We start from the raw sequence: 18,600 nt of genomic DNA on the forward strand, positions 1-18,600 counted from the left end.
CCCCCGACGGTTTCTGAACCGTCGGGGGCACGCTCGTTTTCGGGCTCTCGGCGCCCCTGTGCCGGGCGAAAACGCATACCCGGCGGGGGCGGACGGGGGAACCGGTTAGATCGGGGTGACCTCGGCGACCAGCCAGCGGTCACCGTCCTTCTCCAGCTCCACCTTCACGCGGCTGCCGCTGGTGGTGGCCTCCGGCTTGTCCTTGCTGGTGGTGATCTGGTTGAGGAACAGCAGCACCTCGGCGCGCTCGGTACCCGCCGAGATCACGCCGCCGGCCTGCGAGGAGGCCTGCACGGTGAGCTGCTTCTCCTTGGCTCCCGGCGCGATGGCCTCGGTGACCAGCTTGAGATAGTCGCCGCGGAAGCCCGGGGTCAGGTTGTCCGCGACCTTGGGCAGCTTGTCGTCAACGGTCTTGAAGTCGTAGCTGAACATGGACTCGACCGTCGTGCGAGCCGCTGCCACCGAACTCTCGCGCGCCTGATCCAGTTGGTCGTATTCGTAGGTCTTGTAACCCAGGAAGCCGGCTCCCGCGAGTACCGCGGCGATGGCGATCAGGGCGATCGCGACCATGGGCAGGGTGAGGGTGCGCTTGATTCTCATGCCACGAACTCCAACTGGGAGGCGGTGAAGTGGTCGCCGTCGCGGGTGACCGTGACGCGGAAGCGGTAGTACCGCTGCTGCGGTTCGGCGGATCCCGCGTTGGTCAGCGTCTGCTTGGCCGCGACGAGCACCTGGGCGCTGCTGTCGGTCGTGGACTCGATGGCGACCTCGATGATCTCGCCGGTGGCCTTCACGTTCGCGGTCTTGACCACGTCGGCGTAGGCGTCCTTGCGCGAGGAGTACTCGGCGGCGAGCTGGCCCGAGGCCACCGACAGCACGCGGTCGATGTCCGCGGCCGCGCTGTCGGCCTTGATCGTGGTGATGTTGAGGATCGCCTGCTTGGCGGTCTGGGCGTAGTCCGCGCGCAGGCCGTCGGCGTCGCCGCTGTCGCGGTAGGCCGGGATCCAGAAGGCGAGGCTGACCACGAGCGCGATGATCGCTACCGCGGCGGCGGCGGCCAGCGCGGTAACCGGCCAGTTGCGAGGGGTCTTCGCGCCGGGCTCGCCCGCCGCTTCACTCGCGGCCTCGGCCGCGGGCTCGGCGGGCTCGGCGGCGACCGCCGCCGGTGCCTCGGCCTTGCCGAGATCGACCGTCCCGGCCGCTTTCGCCTCCTCGGCGGCGACGGGCGCGGCGGTCTCGGCGCCGGTCGCGGAGTCGGAATCCGCGACCGGGTCGGACTGCTTGCCGATCTTCACGGTGGCGGCCGCCGCGGGGGCGGCCGTCTTCGCCGTGGAGACCGTGACATCGACCTGTTCGGTGACGTCCGTCGCCGGTGGCGGCCCTTCGGACCGCTGTGCCTTGCGTCGGTTCCGACCGTTCACCGAACTGGTTTCACTCATTTTTGCTGCTCCTGGAGCATTGACTGCCAATTCACCGGAACGGTTCCCGAACCATCTTTCGCGATGTCTGCCTGTCGATAAAGCAGACCGTCTGGTCCGACATACGTACCGTTCTTCGGATCATACGTGCGCGTCGTCACACCGGCAGGTTGGGTATCCGGTTGGCCACTCGCGGGCTGCTGATTGTTCGCTGGCGCCGCGCCACCGGTGACGGCGTCGCTGCGCGGCGCGACCGCCGCGGAGTTCACGCCCGCCGGCACGTAGCCCTCGGGATCGCGGCACAGCTCCGGCGTCGGAGCACGCTTGCCCGGCACCTCCATACACGGGATGTTGCGCAGACCGCGGACCTCTTCCTTGGAATCGACCGGGGTCTTGCAGTACATGCCGCTCGGGGTGTCCGGCACCTCGCCGCGCCACTCGTCCGGGCCGCGCCGCTGCTCGGGCGGCAGGAAGCCCAGGGTGCAGCCGGGCGGGTCGTTGAGGCTGACCATGAAGTCGACGCGGACGCCGTACTCCTCCGGGCTGGTCTTGGCCGCGGTCAGCAGCGCCGCGACCAGCGGCGGGTAGACCACCATGAGCTGTTCGATACCGGCGTTGTAGGTGACCGCGACCTGACCGACGCTGACCAGGTTGCGGGCCAGCAGCGGCAGGGTGGGCTGCAGATCCTGGAACAGCTGCGACGCCTTGCTCAGCGCGCCCGGCGCGTTGTTCAGCACGCTGCGCAGGGCCGGATCGTGTTCGCGCAGTTGGTCGGTCACCGTCGCCAGGCTCGAGGTCCAGGTGCGCATGGCCTGATCGGACTCGATCTGGGTGTCCAGCAGCGGCCCGATCTGATCGATCAGATCCTTGGTCACCTGGGTGTTGTCCTTGGCTTCCTGCACCAGCAGCGACGCGGAGTCGATGAGCCGGGCCAGTTCCGGTCCGGCGCCGTCGAACGCCTTGAAGGCCTCGTCGATGACCAGGCGCAGCCGGGTGTCGGCGACGCTGGAGAGCAGGCGATCGGTCTGATCGAGCAGGGTGCCGACGTCCTGGGGCAGCTGGGTGCGATCCACCGGGATCACCGAGCCGTCGGAGAGGTTGCCGCCCTGCGGATCATCGACCGGCTTGAGATCGACGTACTGCTCGCCGATGGCCGAGACGCTGCGCACCCAGGCGTCCACGTCGGCGGGGATCTTGTAGTCGCTGTCGATGGAGAGCTTCGCGTCCACACCCTCGGGGGTGAGCCGGACCTCTTTCACCTTGCCGACGTTGAGGCCGCGGTAGGCCACGTTGGCGTGCTCGTACAGGCCGCCGGTGGCGGCCAGTTTCACGGTCACCTCGTAGTGGCCGATGCCGAAGAGCATGTTGGGCAGCCCCACGTAGGTGCCACCCATCACGATCAGGCCGACCACCGTGAGGATGGAGAACGCGACGAGCTGGAACTTGACGAAGCGGGTGAGTTTCATGGTCCTTAACCCCCTTGCGGCACGGTGATACCCGGGATCGCGGGCAGGCCCGGGATCGGGGGCAGACCCGGGATGCTGGGCACCGGCTGGGTCGTCGGATCGGACGGGGGCGCCGGCTGCAGCGGGGCGATCGACGGGTCGTTCTTCTCGCCGGCGGGACCCGAGTAGGCCCCGAGCGCGCCTTCGATGCCGCCGAAGCGGCCGCCCAGCGGGGTGCCGGTCAGGAAGTTGGCGTCCAGGCGGGCGGCGGTGAGGTCGAACATCATCTTGACGTTCATGTAGTCGCCGCGCATGTAGCGATCGAGGTTCTTCAGCGGGAACGGGAACGAGAGCAGCATGTTCAGCGCGCCGGCGATGTTGTCGCTGGTGCCCGCGAGGGTCTCGAGCGTCGGCCACAGGTTGGCCAGGTTGGCCTTGAGGTCGTCGCCGCTCTCGCTGATGATGCGGTGCACGATATCGCTGAGATTGCCCATCGCCGTGAGGGTTCCGGTGATGTTCTCGCGCCGGTCCGCCAGCACGGTCAGCGCCGGATGGATCTGATCGATGGCCGCGCCGAGCCGATCCTTCTCCGCCGCAAGGGTTCCGGACAGCCGGTCCAGTCCGCTCATGGCGTTGATGATGTCGGTGGTCTGCGCGTTCAGGTTGGTGGTCAGCGTCGCCAGCTGCGGCAGCAGATCGGCGATCGCGTCGGTGCGGCCGGTGAAGGCGGTGTTCAGCTCCTTGGTGATGTTCTCCAGCTGGCTGATACCGCCGCCGTTGAGCACCACCGACAGCGAGGACAGCACCTGCTCGGTCGTCGGGAAGACCCCGGCGCGCTCGAGCGTGATGCGATCACCGTCGCGCAGTTCGCCCTGTGCCGCTACATCTTTCGGCACCGCGAGCTCGACGTGGTTGGAACCCAGGAGGCTGGTCTGACCGATCTTCGCGGTGGCGTTGGCGGGCAGCTTCACCCCCTTCTCCAGGCTCACGGTGACCAGCGCGTGCCAGCCCTCCACCTCGATGCCGGTGACCGTGCCGACGGTGACGTCATCGACCCGGACCGGCGAATTCCGGTTCAGGGTGGTGACATTCGGCATTTCGATCAGGACCCGGTACGACTCCCCGTCGGTGCCGACGGTGCCGGGCAGGGGCAGCGAGTTCACGCCGTCCCACTGGCAGCCGGCGGTACCGAGCGCGAGCGTCATGCCCATGGCGACGCCCGCCACTCGAATGCGTCGTGCTCGCGTCATCAGTTCCCTCCCGGAATGGCGAGTCCGGCGATGCCCTGCGGCACGCTCTGCGGCGCACCGCGCTGCTGTGCGGCAGCGGCGGCGGCGACCTCGGGCGTGCTGTACTGCAGATCCTCGGGCTTGGCGCTGGCGGCCGTGGCCGGGCCGAGCATGAGCCCCGGGTAGTTGAACGCCATCGACTGCATGACCGGTGCGAGGTACTGCGCGCACAGGTCGGCGCTGCGGTCGGACTGGTTGTCCTCGAGGGCCTTGACCGAACCGCAGACGAAGCTCAGCGGATCGGCGAAGTTGGTGAGCACGGGGTAGCCGGTGAGGCTGCCGGTGGCGGGCTTGTAGAGCTGGTAGAAGTTCACCAGCGCGGTGGGCGCCAGGTGCAGCACCTGCTCGACCTCGGGCTTCTTGTCCGCGAGCAGCTGGACGACGTCGTTGAGCCGCTCCAGATCCTCGGTCAGGGCGCCGCCGCGGCTGTCGATGAAACGCTCGACGTCCTGCACCGCGGTGTCCAGATTGTCCAGGCCCGCACCGAGATCGCCGGAGACGCCGGCCAGCACGCTGGTCACCGAGGCCAGCCGGCCGCCGAACTGCACGATCTGGTCGTTGCTCTTGGAGATCACGTCCACGAACTGCTGCAGATTGCGGATGGTGGCGAACAGGTCCGTGCGCCCGTCCGAGAGCGTGGCCATGGTGTTGGACAGCTCGCGCAGGGTCGTGCGGAAGGCGTCGCCGTTGCCGTCGAGGTTGTCGGCGGCGACGTCGATGAAGCGTCCGAACGAGCCCTGCTCGTCCTGGCCGACCGGGCCGAGAGTGGTTGCCAGCTTGGACAACTCGGCCTTGATGTCGTCCCACTCCACCGGGATGGCGGTGCGCTCGATCGGCACCGTCGCGCCGTCGGCCATCTTGGGGCCGCCGTCGTAGGCGGGCGCGATCTGTACGAAGCGCGCCGCGACCAGCGACTGCGAGACGATGACGGCCTTGGCGTCGGCGGGGATGTCGATGCCGCGGTCGATGGTCATCTTCACGGTGACCTGGTTGGCCTTGGGCTCGACCGAGTCGATGGACCCGACCTTCACGCCCAGGATCCGCACGTCGTCACCGGCGTAAATGCCGCTGGTGGCCTGGAATTGGGCGGTGATCTGCTTGGTGCCGATGGTGGTCAGCGCGGCATATCCCCCACCGATCACCAGGGCGACCAGCGCCACCACCGCGACGATCCGCGCCCATTTGGGCAGGCTTGCGAGTGATTTCATCGCGGCAGCTCCGGAAGGGGGGTGTTGGGATCGAACGAGGGCAGGGGCAGGAAGCTCTTGCGCAGCGAGTCCGGCAGATGCTCCGGCCACACCAGCGCGTCCACCAGCGTCTGCAGGTAGTAGCTGGCCGCGTTCGAGATGTAGGCCTGGAAGTACGGGCCGCTGCCGACCTGCTCGCCCAGGGCGCCGGCGTACGGGCCGAGGGCATCGAGCGCGTCGGAGAGGTTCTGCTTGTTCTTCTGCAGCAGGGCCAGCACCGAATTCAGCTTGTCCAGGGTCGGGCCGAGCTGCGCCTCGTTGTCGTTGACGAAGCCGGTGAGCTGCTGGGCCAGACCGTTGACGTACACGATCATCTGGCTCAGCGCGCTGCGCCGGGCGTCGAGTTCACCGAGCAGGTTGTTGCCGTCCACGATGAGCGCGTTGACCTTGGCCGCCCGGTCCGAGAGCACCTTGGTGACGCCCTGGGCCTTGGTGAGCAGTTCGGTCAGCGCCTGATCGCGCGAGTTGATGCTGCGCGAGAGGGCGGTGATGCCGTCCAGGGCCGACCGCAGCGGCGCGGGGGTGTCGGCGAAGGTGGCCGAGAGGGTGTCCAGGGTCTTGTTGACCGACTCCATGTCGAGGTCGGAGACCGTGGTGGACAGATCCCCCAGGGCGTCGTTGAGCGAGTACGGAGAAGTGGTGCGCTCCAACGGGATCGGATCGTCGCCACGGATGGCGCCGGATCCGGCCGGGGTCACCTCGAGCGACTTGCGGCCGAGCATCGTGTTGGTCTTGATGGCCGCGGTGGTCTTGCCGCCCAGTTCGATCTGCTCGTTCAGGGTGAAGCGGACCTTCACCTTCGGGCCGTCCAGTTCGACCGAGTCCACCCGGCCGGACCGCACCCCGGCGACCTGCACGGGATCACCCGGCAGCAGCCCGCCGGCGTCGGCGAAGAACGCCGAGAACGACGCGCCCGAGCGCACCAGCGGCAGCCGGTCGAACTGCAGCGAGCACAGCGAGATCGTCACCGCCAGCACGATTCCCACGATGCCGATGTTGATTACGCGGTTTCCGGTGTTCATGACTAGGCACACCTTCCCGTGGTCTGGGCCGCGGCCAGGTTGATCTTCATCGGCTTCCCGTTGGGGCCGTCGATGAGCAGGTCGGTGCCGCACACGTAGATGTTCATGAACGAGCCGTAGGCGCCTACGCGGGCGAACTTGCGGTACGCCTCGGGCAGTTCGTTCAGGACCCAGTCCAACTGGCCGGAGTTGTCGTCGAGCATGGTCGCCGCGGCGCCGAGCTGTTCCACGGTCGCCTTCAGATCCGGGCGGGCCACCTGCAGCAGGTTGGTGAGGTCGCCGGTGGCCCCGGCGATCCGCGGGATTGCGTCGGCGATCGGATCCTTGTCCGCCGCAAGGCCGCTCACCAGTCGCTGGAGCTCGTCCAGCGTCGTGGCGAACTGCTCCGACCGCGAGTCGATGGTGTCCAGCACGGTCCGCAGGTTGGTGATGACGCTGCCGATCAGGGCATCGCGATCACCCAGGGTCTTGCCGAACTCGCCGCCGCTGTTGAGCAGGGTGACCAGGGTGCCGCCCTGGCCCTGGAAGACCTGCAGCAGCGCCTCGGTCAGGCTGTTGACCTGATTCGGGTTCAGGCCGCGCAGCAGGGGTTTGAAGCCGCCGAGCAGCATGTCCAGATCGAGCGCGGGCTCGGTGCGATCCTGGCCGATGGTGGCGCCGTCGGAGAGCACCTTCGCGTTGCCGGGGCCCTCGAGCAGCTCGAGGTAGCGGTCGCCGACCAGGTTCTCGTAGCGGATCGCGAGCCGGGTGCTGTCGTAGACGCGGTACTTGCGATCGACGTCGAACTCGACGTGGGCGCGATTGTCGTCGTCGACGAACACGTCGGACACCGAGCCGACGGGCACGCCCGCGATGCGCACCTTCGCCCCGGGCAGCATGCCCGAGGAGGAGGTGAAGACCGCGTTGTAGCCGTTCTCCCGGGAGAAACGCATCTGGCTGAAGATGACCGCCAGTCCGGCGAGCACGAGAATCATGGTCAGCGCGAAGATTCCGAGCTTGACGCTGGTGGCGTGCGGCTTGAACTTCACTGGGTCACCCCCGGAACGCCGGCGAAGAGCACTTCGAACACCGTCTTGTTGAGGTGGATGCCCTCGGTCGGCGGCATCCAGATGTGCCCTTCGGCGGTATCGGTGACCAGGTACTTCGCCCGCGTCTGCGGCGACGGCCGGTCCATGATGTTCTCGCAGTGCGGGCCACCGGTGGCGTTCACCTTGGGCAGATCCTCCGGGTACTGGTACGGCGTGCCGCCGGGCATGATGCTGGCGTTCATACCGAAACCGGGGAAGTTGCCGCCCATGACCCGGTTCATCAGGTCGATGTTGGAACCCAGGCCGTCGATGACGCAGGCCAGGCCGGTCCGGTACTCGTTGAGCAGCCCCGTGGTCGGGGTGAGCAGTTGCAGCGACTTGATGAGGTCGTTCTCGCTCTCCCCCAGCGTCGCGCCCGAGGTGTCGGCGAGGCCGATGAGGTTGACGAGCAGGTCGTCCACCTTCGACTTCTGCGACACGAGCGTGTCACCGGTGACGATGAGATTGTCGGTGGTGCGCAACAGATCCGGGACGGTGTCGGCGTAGGTGCCGGCGACAGAGGCGGTCTTGCGCAGATCCTCCTGCAGCGTGGGCAGGCTCGGATTGATGTCCTTCAGGAAGGTGTCACCGTCGGCGAGCATGGTGCCGAGCTTGTCGCCGCGGCCCTCGAGCGCGCTGCCCAGCGCCAGCAGCGTGGCGTTGAGCTTTTCCGGCTGGGCCATCGCCAGCACGTCGCTGAGTTTCTGGAAGATGGTGTTGAATTCGACGGTCACGTCGGCGGCCGCGACGGTCGCGCCCGGCTTCAGCGATTCCTTCGAAGCATTTTCCGGCGCAACGAAATTGATGTATTTCGCACCGAAAATCGTGGTGGATCGAATATCCACCACGGCATTGGCCGGCACCAGTTTCAGTTGCTCGGGATCGAGCGCGAGCGTGATGCGGGCGCCGTCGCCGACGGTCTCGATGCCGGCGACCTTTCCGATCTCGACGCCGCGGATCTTGACCTTGGCGTCGGGGTCCAGGACCAGGCCCGAACGCGGCGACGCGACGGTGACCTCGGCGGTGTTGGTGAATCCGCCCGCGAAGCTGACCAGCGACAGCACCACCAGGCCGACCAGGCCGAGCACCAGGCCGACGCCGGCCAGCTTGATGACCCAGCCCTGTTCGGAGGCGCGCTTCGCCCGGGGTTTCGGGGCGACGCTGACGGCCAATTGGCCAGGCGCCGTTTCGTTTTGTGTTCCCACCATGTCGTCTGCCCTACCCGGAGAGATGGAAATTGCCGGAGGTGCCGTAGATGGCCAGCGAGACCAGCAGCGTCACCGTGACAACCGCGATCAGCGAGGCCCGCACCGCGTTGCCGACGGCGACGCCCACGCCCACCGGGCCGCCCGCGGCGTAGTAGCCGTAGTAGGTGTGAATCAGCATGACCGCCATGGCCATGAGGATCGCCTGTGCGAATGACCAGAGAATATCGCTGGGAATCAGGAACGTCTCGAAATAATGGTCGTACACACCGGCCGATTGTCCGTAGATCTGAACGGTCGCGAACCGGCTCGCCATGAAGGAGGCGATGACGGCCAGGGAGTACAGCGGAATGATGGCGATGATGCCGGCCAGCATGCGGGTGCCGACGAGGAACGGCAGTGGCCGGATCGCCATGACTTCGAGCGCGTCGATCTCCTCGGACACGCGCATCGCGCCGAGCTGTGCGGTGGTGCCGGCGCCCAGGGTCGCCGCCAATCCGATGCCGGAGATGACCGGCGCGGCCACTCGCACGTTGATGAAGGCGGCGAAGAAGCCGGTCAGGGCCTCGACGCCGATGTTGCCGAGCGAGCTGTAGCCCTGCACGGCGATGGTGCCACCGGCGGCCAGGGTCAGGAAGCCGACGATGACGACGGTGCCGCCGATGACGGCCAGCGCGCCCGTGCCCATGGAGATCTCGGCGATGAGCCGGATGGTCTCGGTGCGGTAGTGGATGAGCGCCTTGGGGACCGAGGCGATGGACTGCGCGTAGAACATCGCGTGCTTGCCGACGGAGTCGAAGCCGTCGGACACGCGCTGCACCCGGCGTGTCACCTTGGGAAAACGAGACTGCAGTACGAAGGCCACCTGCGTCACCGCGCCGTGAACTTGATGCTGGCGGCGGTCAGGACGACGTTCACCACGAACAGTGCCATGAAGGCGAACACGACGGTCTGGTTGACCGCGTCGCCGACGCTCTTGGGGCCGCCCTTGACGTTCAGGCCCAGGTAGCAGGCGACGAGTCCGGCGATCAGGCCGAACAGCGTGGCCTTGATCTCGGAGAAGATCAGTTCGGGCAGGTGCGTGAGCAGCGTGAGGCCGCTGACGAACGCGCCCGGGTTCACGTCCTGCAGGAACACCGAGAAGAAGAAGCCGCCGAGGATGCCGATGGTGGAGACCAGGCCGTTGAGCAGCATGGCCACGAACATCGAGGCGAGCACGCGCGGCACGACCAGGCGCTGGATCGGGTCGATGCCGAGCACCTTCATGGCGTCGATCTCTTCGCGGATCGTGCGTGCGCCCAGATCCGCGCAGATGGCGGTCGCGCCCGCGCCGGCCACGATGAGCACCGTGACCATCGGGCCGACCTGGGTGATGGCGCCGAATGCGGTCGCCGCGCCCGAGAGGTCGGCGGCTCCGATCTCGCGCAAAAGAATGTTGAGAGTGAAGATCACCAGAACGGTGAATGGAATCGCCACCAGAAGGGTCGGAACGAGGGAGACCCGGGCGACGAACCATGCTTGATCGACGAATTCGCGTCGCTGGAATGGTGGCCGCACCGCGGCGCGGGCGACTGCGCCGACGAGTTCGAAGAACCCCCCGACCGCCCGCAACGGTACAGCGAGGACATCATTCATTCCCGCGATTCCTCCTGCCCTGCCTAGCTATAGCTCACGAGATCAGAATGTGATCTCGATCCCGCCCAGAGATTAGAACACGTTCTCGTGCCGTCTGGGAAGGTTTCAAGGGTTATGAACTGGGGATCTTTCTGAACTGTTGTCCAGTTTTGGAAACATGTTCATCGGCAGTTCCGCCCCGCGTGCGGGACGTCTTTGTGAGACGTCACACATAGATGAACCCCCTTCCTACCAACTATTGGTCACATGATCAACCAAGCAACCGGGCGCAACGGCCCGGCTACCGGTAGGAAAGGGTGTACTAACCGAGATCCATCAGGGCCGATGCGGAAAACGTAGCGTCCGAACCGCGTTCGGCGAAGTATCCGCCCAGTGTGTCCGCGAGATTCGCGGTGCTCCATTCACCGTCGGCGTCGAAACGACGTTCCACGACAGGGGCGGCCATGAGCGCTACCATCGGCCCGTAGACGACGAACAACTGCCCGTTGACGGCGTCGGCGGCCGGGGAGGCCAGGAAGGTCACCAGGCGCGCCACATGGTCGGGAGAGAGCGGATCCGGACCCTGCTCCGGGGCCGCGGAGAAGACCTTCTCCGTCATGGACGTCCGCGCGCGCGGGCAGATGGCATTGGAACGGACGCCGAAGGCCGACAGCGACCGCGAGGCCGAGAGGGTCAGAGCGGTGATGCCCGCCTTGGCGGCGCCGTAGTTCGCCTGCCCGGCGGGGCCCAGCAGACCGGCCTCGGACGAGGTGTTCACGATCCGGCCGTAGACCGGCGCGCCGGCCTCCTTCGACTTCGCCCGCCAGAACGCGCCCGCGTTGCGGGTCAGCAGGAAATGGCCGCGCAGATGCACCGCGATCACCGCGTCGAAATCCTCGTCGGACATATTGAAAAGCATCTTGTCGCGGGTGATTCCGGCATTGTTGACGATGATGTCCAGACCGCCGAAGGTGTTCTCGGCGGTACTGATCAGGGCGTCGGCGGTGGACCGCTCGGCAATGCTGCCCGCGACGAATTCGGCCTTCGCGCCGAGGGCGCGGATATCGGCGAGGGTCGCGCTGACCGCGTCGTTCTCGGCCAGGTCGTTGACGATGACCGAAGCGCCGGCGCGGGCCAGCTCCAGGGCTTCGGCCCGGCCCAGGCCGGCGCCCGCGCCGGTGACGATGGCCACCCGGCCGGCAAGACTCACATCAGATTCGCTCACCGGCCGACTCTAGAACGTGTTACACCCGGCGAGCAAGGCCGGATTCAGACGATCTTGAGGGCCGCTTTGGGGCACTGCGCCACCGCGGTCTCGACATCGGACTCGCTACCGGCCGGTACCTCCGCGCCGATGATGTGGAGGACATCGTCGTCATCGAGATCGAACACGTCAGGTGCGATTCCGACGCAGATTCCGTTCGCCTCGCACTGGTCGAGATCAACAGTGACCTTCATAGCCAACTCCTTTGCACAACAGTGGGGCGAGCGTAACAACACCATCGGCGCGAGGGGTAGCAAGTGCGGCCTTACAAGCGCCGATACTGGAACATGTTCCACCCGCTGTGTCATGATCGGCAGAACCCTGACACGAAGGCTAGAGGTGCCAATATGCGGATCGCATACACGCCGCAACAGGAACAGCTACGCGCTGAGCTGCGTGAGTATTTCGCCCGCCTGATCACTCCGGAGCGGCGGGAAGCGCTCTCGGCGCAGACCGGTGAGTACGGCGAAGGCAATGTCTACCGCGAGGTCGTCGAGGAGATGGGCCGCGACGGCTGGCTCGCCCTGGGCTGGCCCAAGGAGTACGGCGGCCAGGATCGGCCCACCATGGATCAGCTGATCTTCACCGACGAGGCCGCCATCGCGGGCGCGCCGGTGCCGTTCCTGACCATCAACTCGGTCGCGCCGACGATCATGCACTACGGCACCGAGGAGCAGAAGAAGTTCTTCCTGCCCAAGATCGCCGCGGGCCAGTTGCACTTCGCCATCGGCTATTCCGAGCCGGGCGCGGGCACCGACCTGGCCTCGCTGCGCACCGGCGCGGTGCGCGACGGTGACGACTGGGTCGTCAACGGGCAGAAGATGTGGACCTCGCTCATCGCCTACGCCGACTACGTCTGGCTGGCGGTGCGCACCGACCCGAGCGCCAAGAAGCACAAGGGCATCTCGATGTTCATCATGCCCACCGATGCCGAGGGCTTCTCCTGGACGCCGGTGCACACCATGGCCGGTCCGGACACCAGCGCCACCTACTACCAGGACGTGCGCATCCCGCACGCGGACATGGTCGGCCCGGAGAACGGCGGCTGGGCGCTCATCACCAACCAGCTCAATCACGAGCGGGTCGCGCTGACCTCGGCCGCGCCGCTGCAGCTGGCCGTCGCGCAGACCACCGAGTGGGCGCGCAACACCAAGGCCGCCAACGGTTCCCGCGTGATCGACCAGGAATGGGTGCAGGTCGCCCTGGCCCGCGTGCACGCCAAGGTCGAGTTCCTCAAGCTGCTGAACTGGGAGCTGGCCTCGGGCGCCGACGCCGGCGCGGCCCCGCGCCCGTGGAACGCCTCCACCTGCAAGGTGTACGGCACCGAACTGGCCACCGAGGCGTACCGCGCGCTCATGGAGGTGCTCGGGCCGCAGGGCTACCTGCGCCAGGATTCCGCGGGCGCGCAGCTGCGCGGCCGGCTCGAGCGCATGCACCGCGCCTGCCTCATCCTGACCTTCGGCGGCGGCACCAACGAGGTGCAGCGCGACATCATCGCCATGACCGCCCTCAAGCAGCCCGCCGCCGCGCGCTAACCCGAATTCAGGTAAACCATCATGGATTTCACTCTCACAGAGGCGCAGCAGGACCTCGCCCGGCTGACGGCCGAGGTCACCGGCAAGCTCGTCACCGCCGACCGGCTGCGCGAACTGGACAAGAACACCGACGCCGCCGGTGCGCGCACCGTGCGCTTCGACGACGGCCTGTGGGGCTCGCTCGCCGAGACCGGCGTGCTGGCCGCGGCGCTGCCGGAAGCCGTGGGCGGCAGCGACTTCGGCGTGCTGGAGCAGACCGCGATCCTGCGCGAGCTCGGCAAGTCCGTCGCACCCGTGCCATACCTGTGGTCGATCGTGCTGGGCGCGGGTGCGCTGGCGAAGTTCGGCGACGAGGCCCAGCGGGCCGCGGCCGCGCAGGCCGCGAGCGGCGAGATCATCCTGACCGCCGCGCTGACCGAGGAGCGCAACTGGGAGCCCGCCGCCCCGGCCACCACCGCGGCGGACAACGGCGGCTGGCAGCTCACCGGCGTGAAGACCGGTGTGCCGTTCGCCCGCCAGGCCGCCCGGATCCTGGTCTCCGCCAGCGTCGACGGCGCGCCCGCGGTGTTCCTGGTCGACGCCGCCGACGCCTCGGTGCGCATCGAGGACCAGATCATCACCGACCGCTCCCCCGCCGCCGAGGTCGAATTCGCCGGTACCCCGGCCGAATTGGTCGGCACCGTGGAGCAGGGCGCGGACATCCTGAACTGGCTGCTCGAGCGCGGTTGGCTCGGCCTGGCCGCCACCCAGCTCGGCACCGTGGAGAAGGGCCTGGAGCTGGTCGCGGACTACGCCCGCGAGCGGGAGCAGTTCACCCGCAAGATCGGCAGCTTCCAGGCCGTGGCCCAGCGCCTGGCCGACGCCTACATCGACGTCCAGGGCGTGCGCCTGGCCGTGCAGCAGGCCGCCTGGCGCCTGGCCGAGGATCTGCCCGCCGCCGCCGAGGTCCACACCGCGAAGTTCTGGGCCGCCGACGCCGGCCACCGCGTGGCCCACACCGTGGTCCACGTGCACGGCGGCGTGGGCATCGACCGCGACCACATCGTGAACCAGTACTTCACCGCCGCCAAGCACAACGAGTTCGTCCTCGGCGGCGCGAACGACCACCTCCGCGCCCTCGGCGCGATCCTCGCGGACCCCGCGAACTGACTTTCGCCTGAGAACCGAAAGATACTGAGCGGCGGCACTTCCGGGTGCCGCCGCTCAGTTGTGTGAGCCCACAGAAATCATGGCGTTTCACTTGTTCCGGTGACAGGTACTTTCGACCGACCACAGTTCGTGACGAAGGGTGAATCCACGATGTCGATCGGTACGAAACTCGTTGCGGCGATAAGCGCTTCCGCAGCCATCCTGATCGCAGGCATCGGAACGGCCGCCGCCACAACCGTTCCCGCCGCCGGCCAGGTCGCCGGCTCCGGCTCCAGCGCGGGCAGCTCGAAGTTCGCCGACACCGGCTCCACCGGCACGACCGGCGACCCGCTCGCCCTGCTGGTGTGCATGTTCACCGGCGGCACATACATCACGGGGCAGGCCTCGCACGTGGGTGAAGCTATTCCCTACGGCTGCTACGGCGGTCTCCTCGGTCGCGCCGAGCACTAGCGGTTGGGCGAACCGGCTCCCGCGACCCGGCGCCTAGGGCACCAGCGGACCCGCGAGGATTCGTTCACCGGCGGCACGGTCGCCGTTCCAGGCCGAGGCCGGGTCGCCGGCGGGTTTGCGGCCCCACAGCACGAGCAGCAGATCCGATGCGGGACCGGCTATTTCGGCTACCGGGGTACCGGGGCCGTAGGTCCAGGTGCGGTCGGCGTCGGTGGCGCGGACCGTCAGGGCCGCGGCGGGTTCGGGGGCCAGGCCGCGGGAGACCATGCGGGGGGCGAAGAGTTCGAAGACCTCGGTGATGCCGTCGAGGGCGAGGTCGAGCTCGAAGGGGTCGGGTTTGCCGAGGGCGGCCTGGGCGTCCCACAGGTGCATCAGGGTTTCCTGGGCGCGGCGGCGGCGCCAGAAGCCGACGTTGCGGGGCATCGCGCTGGTGAAGGTCCAGGCGGGGGTTTCCGGTGCGGCGGAGAGGGACTCGACGATGGCCGCGGCGCTGGCGTCGAAACTCGCGCGCAGGGCCGCGGGATCGCGCGGCGCGGGCTCGCCGTGGTGATTGCCGCGCCCCTCCGCGACCGCGGTCACCACCCACAGATTGCCCTGCACCAGGTGATCGGTCAGGTCGTAGAGCGTCCACTCACCGCACGACGGCACCGGCGCGTCCAGGTCGGCGTCGGGGGTCAGCAGCGCGCCGTAGGCGGCGAGCTTGTCGCGCAGTACCGGCAGGAAGTCCATACGCCTCACGCTAACCGCGCGACGCCGCCCGCGCTCGGGTTGTCGCGGTAGTCAGGACTCGAATTCGCGAATGTGCGCGATGCGCTCGGCCACCGGGTCGGGGTGATCGGGCGAGGGCTCGAGTTCGCGCATGAGCAACTCGCCCATGGCGTCGCGCCGGATCACCCGGCCCAGTTCGGCGGCCGCGCGATACAGGGCCGGGGTGCGCAGTGCGCGCCGGACCCCCGCGGCGATCCGCTGCGGAGTCGCGGTGCGGTGCAACAGGATCGCGGTGCCGTGCGCCCGCGCCCGGGCGGCGTTGTCGGCGTGATCGCGCCCGTGCGGCAGGATCACCGCGGGCAGATCGGCGGCCAGCGCCTTGAGCAGCGTGCCGTGCCCGCCGTGCGTGATCACCAGGCTCGCGTGCCGCATGACCTCGTGGTGCGGCGCCGCCGCGAGCACCTGCACGTTGGCCGGCGCGACGATATCGAGCGGCGAGACGGCCGGCCCGGTGGTGATCACCCCGCGCACCGGCAGCCTGCCCAGCCCGTCGGCGATGCGCTGCAGGCAGTCGGTCTGCTGCTGGAACGTGGTGGACAGCGAGGCCAGCACCAGCGGCTCACCGCCGTCCGGAACCGTCCAGTCCGACTCCGCGCTCCAGTACGGATCATCGAGGATCGGCCCGGCCCAGCGCACGCCGTCGGGGCGCTGCGCGGGGAAATCGAAAGCCTCACTGGACAATACGAGCTGCCGGTAGGCCAGCTGCGCCTGATCCTGATAGTGCGCGAGGCGCTCCAGCCCGAACCCCGCGCGTAGCGCGTTGAGCTGGGGTAGCAACTCCTCGTCCCAGCGCCGCTGCACCAGGCCGCCCACCACGCGGTCCCGCCAGCGCGTCACCGGACCGTGCGAGAGCCCGAATCCGGAGCCCGGCGGCGGCCCGCCCTCCACCGGCAGCGGATAGATCCCCGGAATCAGCACCACGAACGGCACCTCGCAGGCCTGCGCCGCGACCATGGCGCCGAAGGCGAAATACGAGGCCAGCACCATATCGGGCCGTTCACCGTCGATCTCGTCGGCGATGTCGCGGGCGAATCCGGCGCCCGCGCGCGGCCGCAACCGCGCGCCGGTGGCGGTGATCGCCGCGGTCAGCGACTCCTCGGCCAGCACGGTGACGCGATGCCCGCGAGCCACTAGGCGGCGCACCACCCCCAGTTCCGGCGGCACCGTGCCGCCGCTGCCGGTGAGCGCGACCAGGTAGCTGTACTTCATCAGGCACCTCCTGTTGGTCACTCTGTCACGGCCGGGCCGCACGCGACCGACCGATGACGAAATCGTGTGGCACAGGCCACATCGAGCACGGCCGATGAGTTTCCCGCGCCCGGTTCGTCACTACCTACGAAACGCGCACACGCAAACGGATTGCGGAGGAAAGGAACACCACCATGGCCAGCAAGATGATTTTCATCAATCTCCCCGTCGCCGACCTCGACAAGTCCAAGGACTTCTACGAGGCGCTGGGCTGGAAGGTGAACCAGGACTTCACCGACAGCAACGCCGCCTGCATCGTCATCGACGACAATATCTGCCTCATGCTGCTGACCAAGGAGTTCTTCCCGACCTTCAGCAAGCGCCCGCTGGCCGACACCCGTTCCAGTATCCACGCCGCCTACGCGCTGGCGCTGGGCAGTGCCCAGGAGGTCGACGCCCTCGTCGACGCCGCGGTCGCCGCGGGCGCCACCGAGGAGGTCAACGACGACAAGCGCGCCCAGGAGGCCCAGGCCGGCATGCACGGCCGCACCTTCATCGATCCGGACGGTCACCAGTGGGAGCCCTTCTTCATGGATTACCCCGGCGCGAACTGAGCCCGTACCCCTGAAAAGCGAACGGCCCGCCGGGTTTTCACCCGGCGGGCCGTTCACGCATGTCGCCGCGGTGCGCCGGTACCACCCCGGCGCGTCCCGCCTGTGCGGCGACGGGGCCTAATCCTCGCGGTATTCCTTGGCGAGGCCGAAGAGCGGGAAGAGCTTATCGGTGTCGAGGAAGAAATTGAGCCCCGCGACCCGATCGCCGTCGAGCTCGAGGACGGTGATGGACCACGGCACCCACACCCCGGGCTCGTCGCCGGGCTTGTAGTGGCCGAACGCGGGCAGCCCGTTCGCGCCCTCGAGCCGCACCAGCCGCGAGTCGCGGCAGGCCGAACCGGTGGAGAGCATGAACGCGGCCACGTTCTCGGGCCCGGAGATCCACAGCGAGAAGGGCGGCATCGACAGCGCCACATCGGCTTTGAGCAGTTCGGTCAGCGCGGTCATGTCGTACGACTCGAAGGCGGTGACGAAATCGTCGATGAGTTTGCGCTGCTGCTCGTTCGATTCGTCGAGCACATCGGACGGGGTGGCGGTCTCCTGCGCCTTGGACATGGTGGCGCGCGCCCGCTGCAGCGCGCTGTTCACCGAGGCCGGGGACACGTTGAGCATGTCGGCGGTCTCGCTGGCGGAGAAGCGCAGCACCTCGCGCATGATCAGGATCGCGCGCTGGGTGGCGGGCAGATGCTGGACGGCGGAGACGAAGGCCAGCCGCAGGGTGTCCTTCGCGCTGGCGGCCTCTGCCGGATCCGCGCCGAAGGCCAGCGCGTTCGGAATCGGTTCCACCCATACGTAATCCGGCTCCGGCGGCGGCAGCGGGGTGTCGGGGGTACTGGCCCCGGACAGGTCCATGGGCCGGGCCCGGCGCTGCGGGCCGTCGAGCATGTCGAGGCAGACGTTGGTGGTGATCTTGTACAACCAGGACCGCAGGCTGGAGCGACCCTCGAACGAGTCGTAGGACTTCCAGGCCCGGGTGAAGGTCTCCTGTACCGCGTCCTCGGCCTCGAAGGAGGAGCCGAGCATTCGGTACGCGTATGCGCACAGTTCGCGCCGATGGCCCTCGAAGGAGCGCAGCACGTCATCGGTGATAGTGGCCGACCCTCCGGCCTTCTCGGTCATGTCCAACACTCTTGCACAACCCACCGACAAGCAGAACGGAACGAAACCACACTGTGGAGTGTGTGGCACGAGGTGCGAAACGGGCCGTGGGGCCCCCCCGGGGGGGGGGGGGGCCGGGCGGGGGGGGGGGGGCGCGGGGCGGGGGCGCAGCGGGGTAAATGACAACTCTGTACAACACAAACAAAAACCAAAAAAAAATTTTTGTT

The 18,600-nt window shown here is 67.9% G+C and carries 19 protein-coding genes; 4 read left to right on the top strand and 15 right to left on the bottom strand.

What is annotated here, in order from left to right:
- Positions 1-105: 105 nt before the first annotated feature.
- From ABZ319_RS36495 to ABZ319_RS36550, 12 genes are all read right to left on the bottom strand, one after another.
- Positions 106-600: a h domain protein gene (locus ABZ319_RS36495; protein ID WP_354991139.1), complete on the bottom strand. Its 495-nt coding sequence runs from the start codon at positions 598-600 to the stop codon at positions 106-108.
- The gene (locus tag ABZ319_RS36500; RefSeq protein ID WP_354991140.1) at positions 597-1,439 is read right to left on the bottom strand and encodes a hypothetical protein; all 843 of its coding nucleotides are present in this window, start codon (positions 1,437-1,439) and stop codon (positions 597-599) included. Before ABZ319_RS36500 ends, ABZ319_RS36495 begins: the two co-directional genes overlap by 4 nt.
- Complete coding sequence (locus tag ABZ319_RS36505; protein ID WP_354991141.1) at positions 1,436-2,884, bottom strand: MlaD family protein; 1,449 nt, start codon at positions 2,882-2,884, stop codon at positions 1,436-1,438. Before ABZ319_RS36505 ends, ABZ319_RS36500 begins: the two co-directional genes overlap by 4 nt.
- 5 nt (positions 2,885-2,889) lie before the next feature.
- Complete coding sequence (locus tag ABZ319_RS36510; protein ID WP_354991142.1) at positions 2,890-4,113, bottom strand: MCE family protein; 1,224 nt, start codon at positions 4,111-4,113, stop codon at positions 2,890-2,892.
- Positions 4,113-5,360 carry an MCE family protein gene (locus ABZ319_RS36515; RefSeq protein ID WP_354991143.1) on the bottom strand — a complete coding sequence of 416 codons (1,248 nt, stop codon included), beginning with the start codon at positions 5,358-5,360 and terminating at the stop codon, positions 4,113-4,115. Before ABZ319_RS36515 ends, ABZ319_RS36510 begins: the two co-directional genes overlap by 1 nt.
- Entirely contained in the window at positions 5,357-6,421 is a 1,065-nt protein-coding gene (locus ABZ319_RS36520; protein WP_354991144.1) for an MCE family protein, read from the bottom strand. The genes ABZ319_RS36515 and ABZ319_RS36520 overlap by 4 nt, the downstream gene beginning before the upstream one ends.
- A gap of 2 nt (positions 6,422-6,423) precedes the next feature.
- Complete coding sequence (locus ABZ319_RS36525) at positions 6,424-7,449, bottom strand: MCE family protein (RefSeq protein ID WP_354991145.1); 1,026 nt, start codon at positions 7,447-7,449, stop codon at positions 6,424-6,426.
- A complete protein-coding gene (locus ABZ319_RS36530) occupies positions 7,446-8,696 on the bottom strand; it encodes an MCE family protein (protein ID WP_354991146.1) in 1,251 nt (416 codons plus the stop codon). The genes ABZ319_RS36525 and ABZ319_RS36530 overlap by 4 nt, the downstream gene beginning before the upstream one ends.
- A 10-nt stretch (positions 8,697-8,706) precedes the next feature.
- Positions 8,707-9,546 (bottom strand): ABC transporter permease, encoded by an 840-nt coding sequence (locus ABZ319_RS36535; protein WP_354991157.1) that lies wholly within the window; start codon positions 9,544-9,546, stop codon positions 8,707-8,709.
- Between the two features lie 17 nt (positions 9,547-9,563).
- Complete coding sequence (locus ABZ319_RS36540) at positions 9,564-10,328, bottom strand: ABC transporter permease (protein ID WP_354991147.1); 765 nt, start codon at positions 10,326-10,328, stop codon at positions 9,564-9,566.
- 301 nt (positions 10,329-10,629) lie between these two features.
- Positions 10,630-11,532 (bottom strand): 3-oxoacyl-ACP reductase, encoded by a 903-nt coding sequence (locus ABZ319_RS36545; RefSeq protein ID WP_354991148.1) that lies wholly within the window; start codon positions 11,530-11,532, stop codon positions 10,630-10,632.
- Positions 11,533-11,576: 44 nt separating this feature from the next.
- On the bottom strand, positions 11,577-11,765 hold the full coding sequence (locus ABZ319_RS36550; RefSeq protein WP_354991149.1) for a ferredoxin: 189 nt from the start codon (positions 11,763-11,765) through the stop codon (positions 11,577-11,579).
- 153 nt (positions 11,766-11,918) lie between these two features.
- Here ABZ319_RS36550 and ABZ319_RS36555 point away from each other — a divergent pair, with 153 nt between their 5' ends.
- The 3 genes from ABZ319_RS36555 (at position 11,919) to ABZ319_RS36565 (ending at position 14,705) form a co-directional block, all read left to right on the top strand.
- Positions 11,919-13,106, top strand: a complete 1,188-nt coding sequence (locus tag ABZ319_RS36555) for an acyl-CoA dehydrogenase family protein (RefSeq protein ID WP_354991150.1) — start codon at positions 11,919-11,921, stop codon at positions 13,104-13,106.
- A gap of 21 nt (positions 13,107-13,127) precedes the next feature.
- A complete protein-coding gene (locus tag ABZ319_RS36560; RefSeq protein WP_354991151.1) occupies positions 13,128-14,255 on the top strand; it encodes an acyl-CoA dehydrogenase family protein in 1,128 nt (375 codons plus the stop codon).
- A gap of 150 nt (positions 14,256-14,405) precedes the next feature.
- Positions 14,406-14,705: a hypothetical protein gene (locus ABZ319_RS36565; RefSeq protein ID WP_354991152.1), complete on the top strand. Its 300-nt coding sequence runs from the start codon at positions 14,406-14,408 to the stop codon at positions 14,703-14,705.
- Positions 14,706-14,738: 33 nt separating this feature from the next.
- Here the strand turns inward: ABZ319_RS36565 and ABZ319_RS36570 are convergent, their stop codons facing one another.
- Together ABZ319_RS36570 and ABZ319_RS36575 are read right to left on the bottom strand one after the other, a co-directional pair.
- Entirely contained in the window at positions 14,739-15,434 is a 696-nt protein-coding gene (locus ABZ319_RS36570; RefSeq protein WP_354991153.1) for a maleylpyruvate isomerase family mycothiol-dependent enzyme, read from the bottom strand.
- Between the two features lie 51 nt (positions 15,435-15,485).
- On the bottom strand, positions 15,486-16,682 hold the full coding sequence (locus ABZ319_RS36575) for a glycosyltransferase (RefSeq protein WP_354991154.1): 1,197 nt from the start codon (positions 16,680-16,682) through the stop codon (positions 15,486-15,488).
- A gap of 173 nt (positions 16,683-16,855) precedes the next feature.
- Between ABZ319_RS36575 and ABZ319_RS36580 the strand changes: the two genes are divergently transcribed.
- Positions 16,856-17,275, top strand: a complete 420-nt coding sequence (locus ABZ319_RS36580) for a VOC family protein (protein ID WP_354991155.1) — start codon at positions 16,856-16,858, stop codon at positions 17,273-17,275.
- Positions 17,276-17,392: 117 nt separating this feature from the next.
- On the opposite strand, the gene ABZ319_RS36585 is transcribed toward ABZ319_RS36580, so the two are convergent.
- Complete coding sequence (locus ABZ319_RS36585) at positions 17,393-18,394, bottom strand: sigma-70 family RNA polymerase sigma factor (protein ID WP_354991156.1); 1,002 nt, start codon at positions 18,392-18,394, stop codon at positions 17,393-17,395.
- Between the last annotated feature and the right edge of the window lie 206 nt (positions 18,395-18,600).

The sequence above is a fragment of the Nocardia sp. NPDC005978 genome (assembly GCF_040614455.1).
GTDB lineage: Bacteria > Actinomycetota > Actinomycetes > Mycobacteriales > Mycobacteriaceae > Nocardia.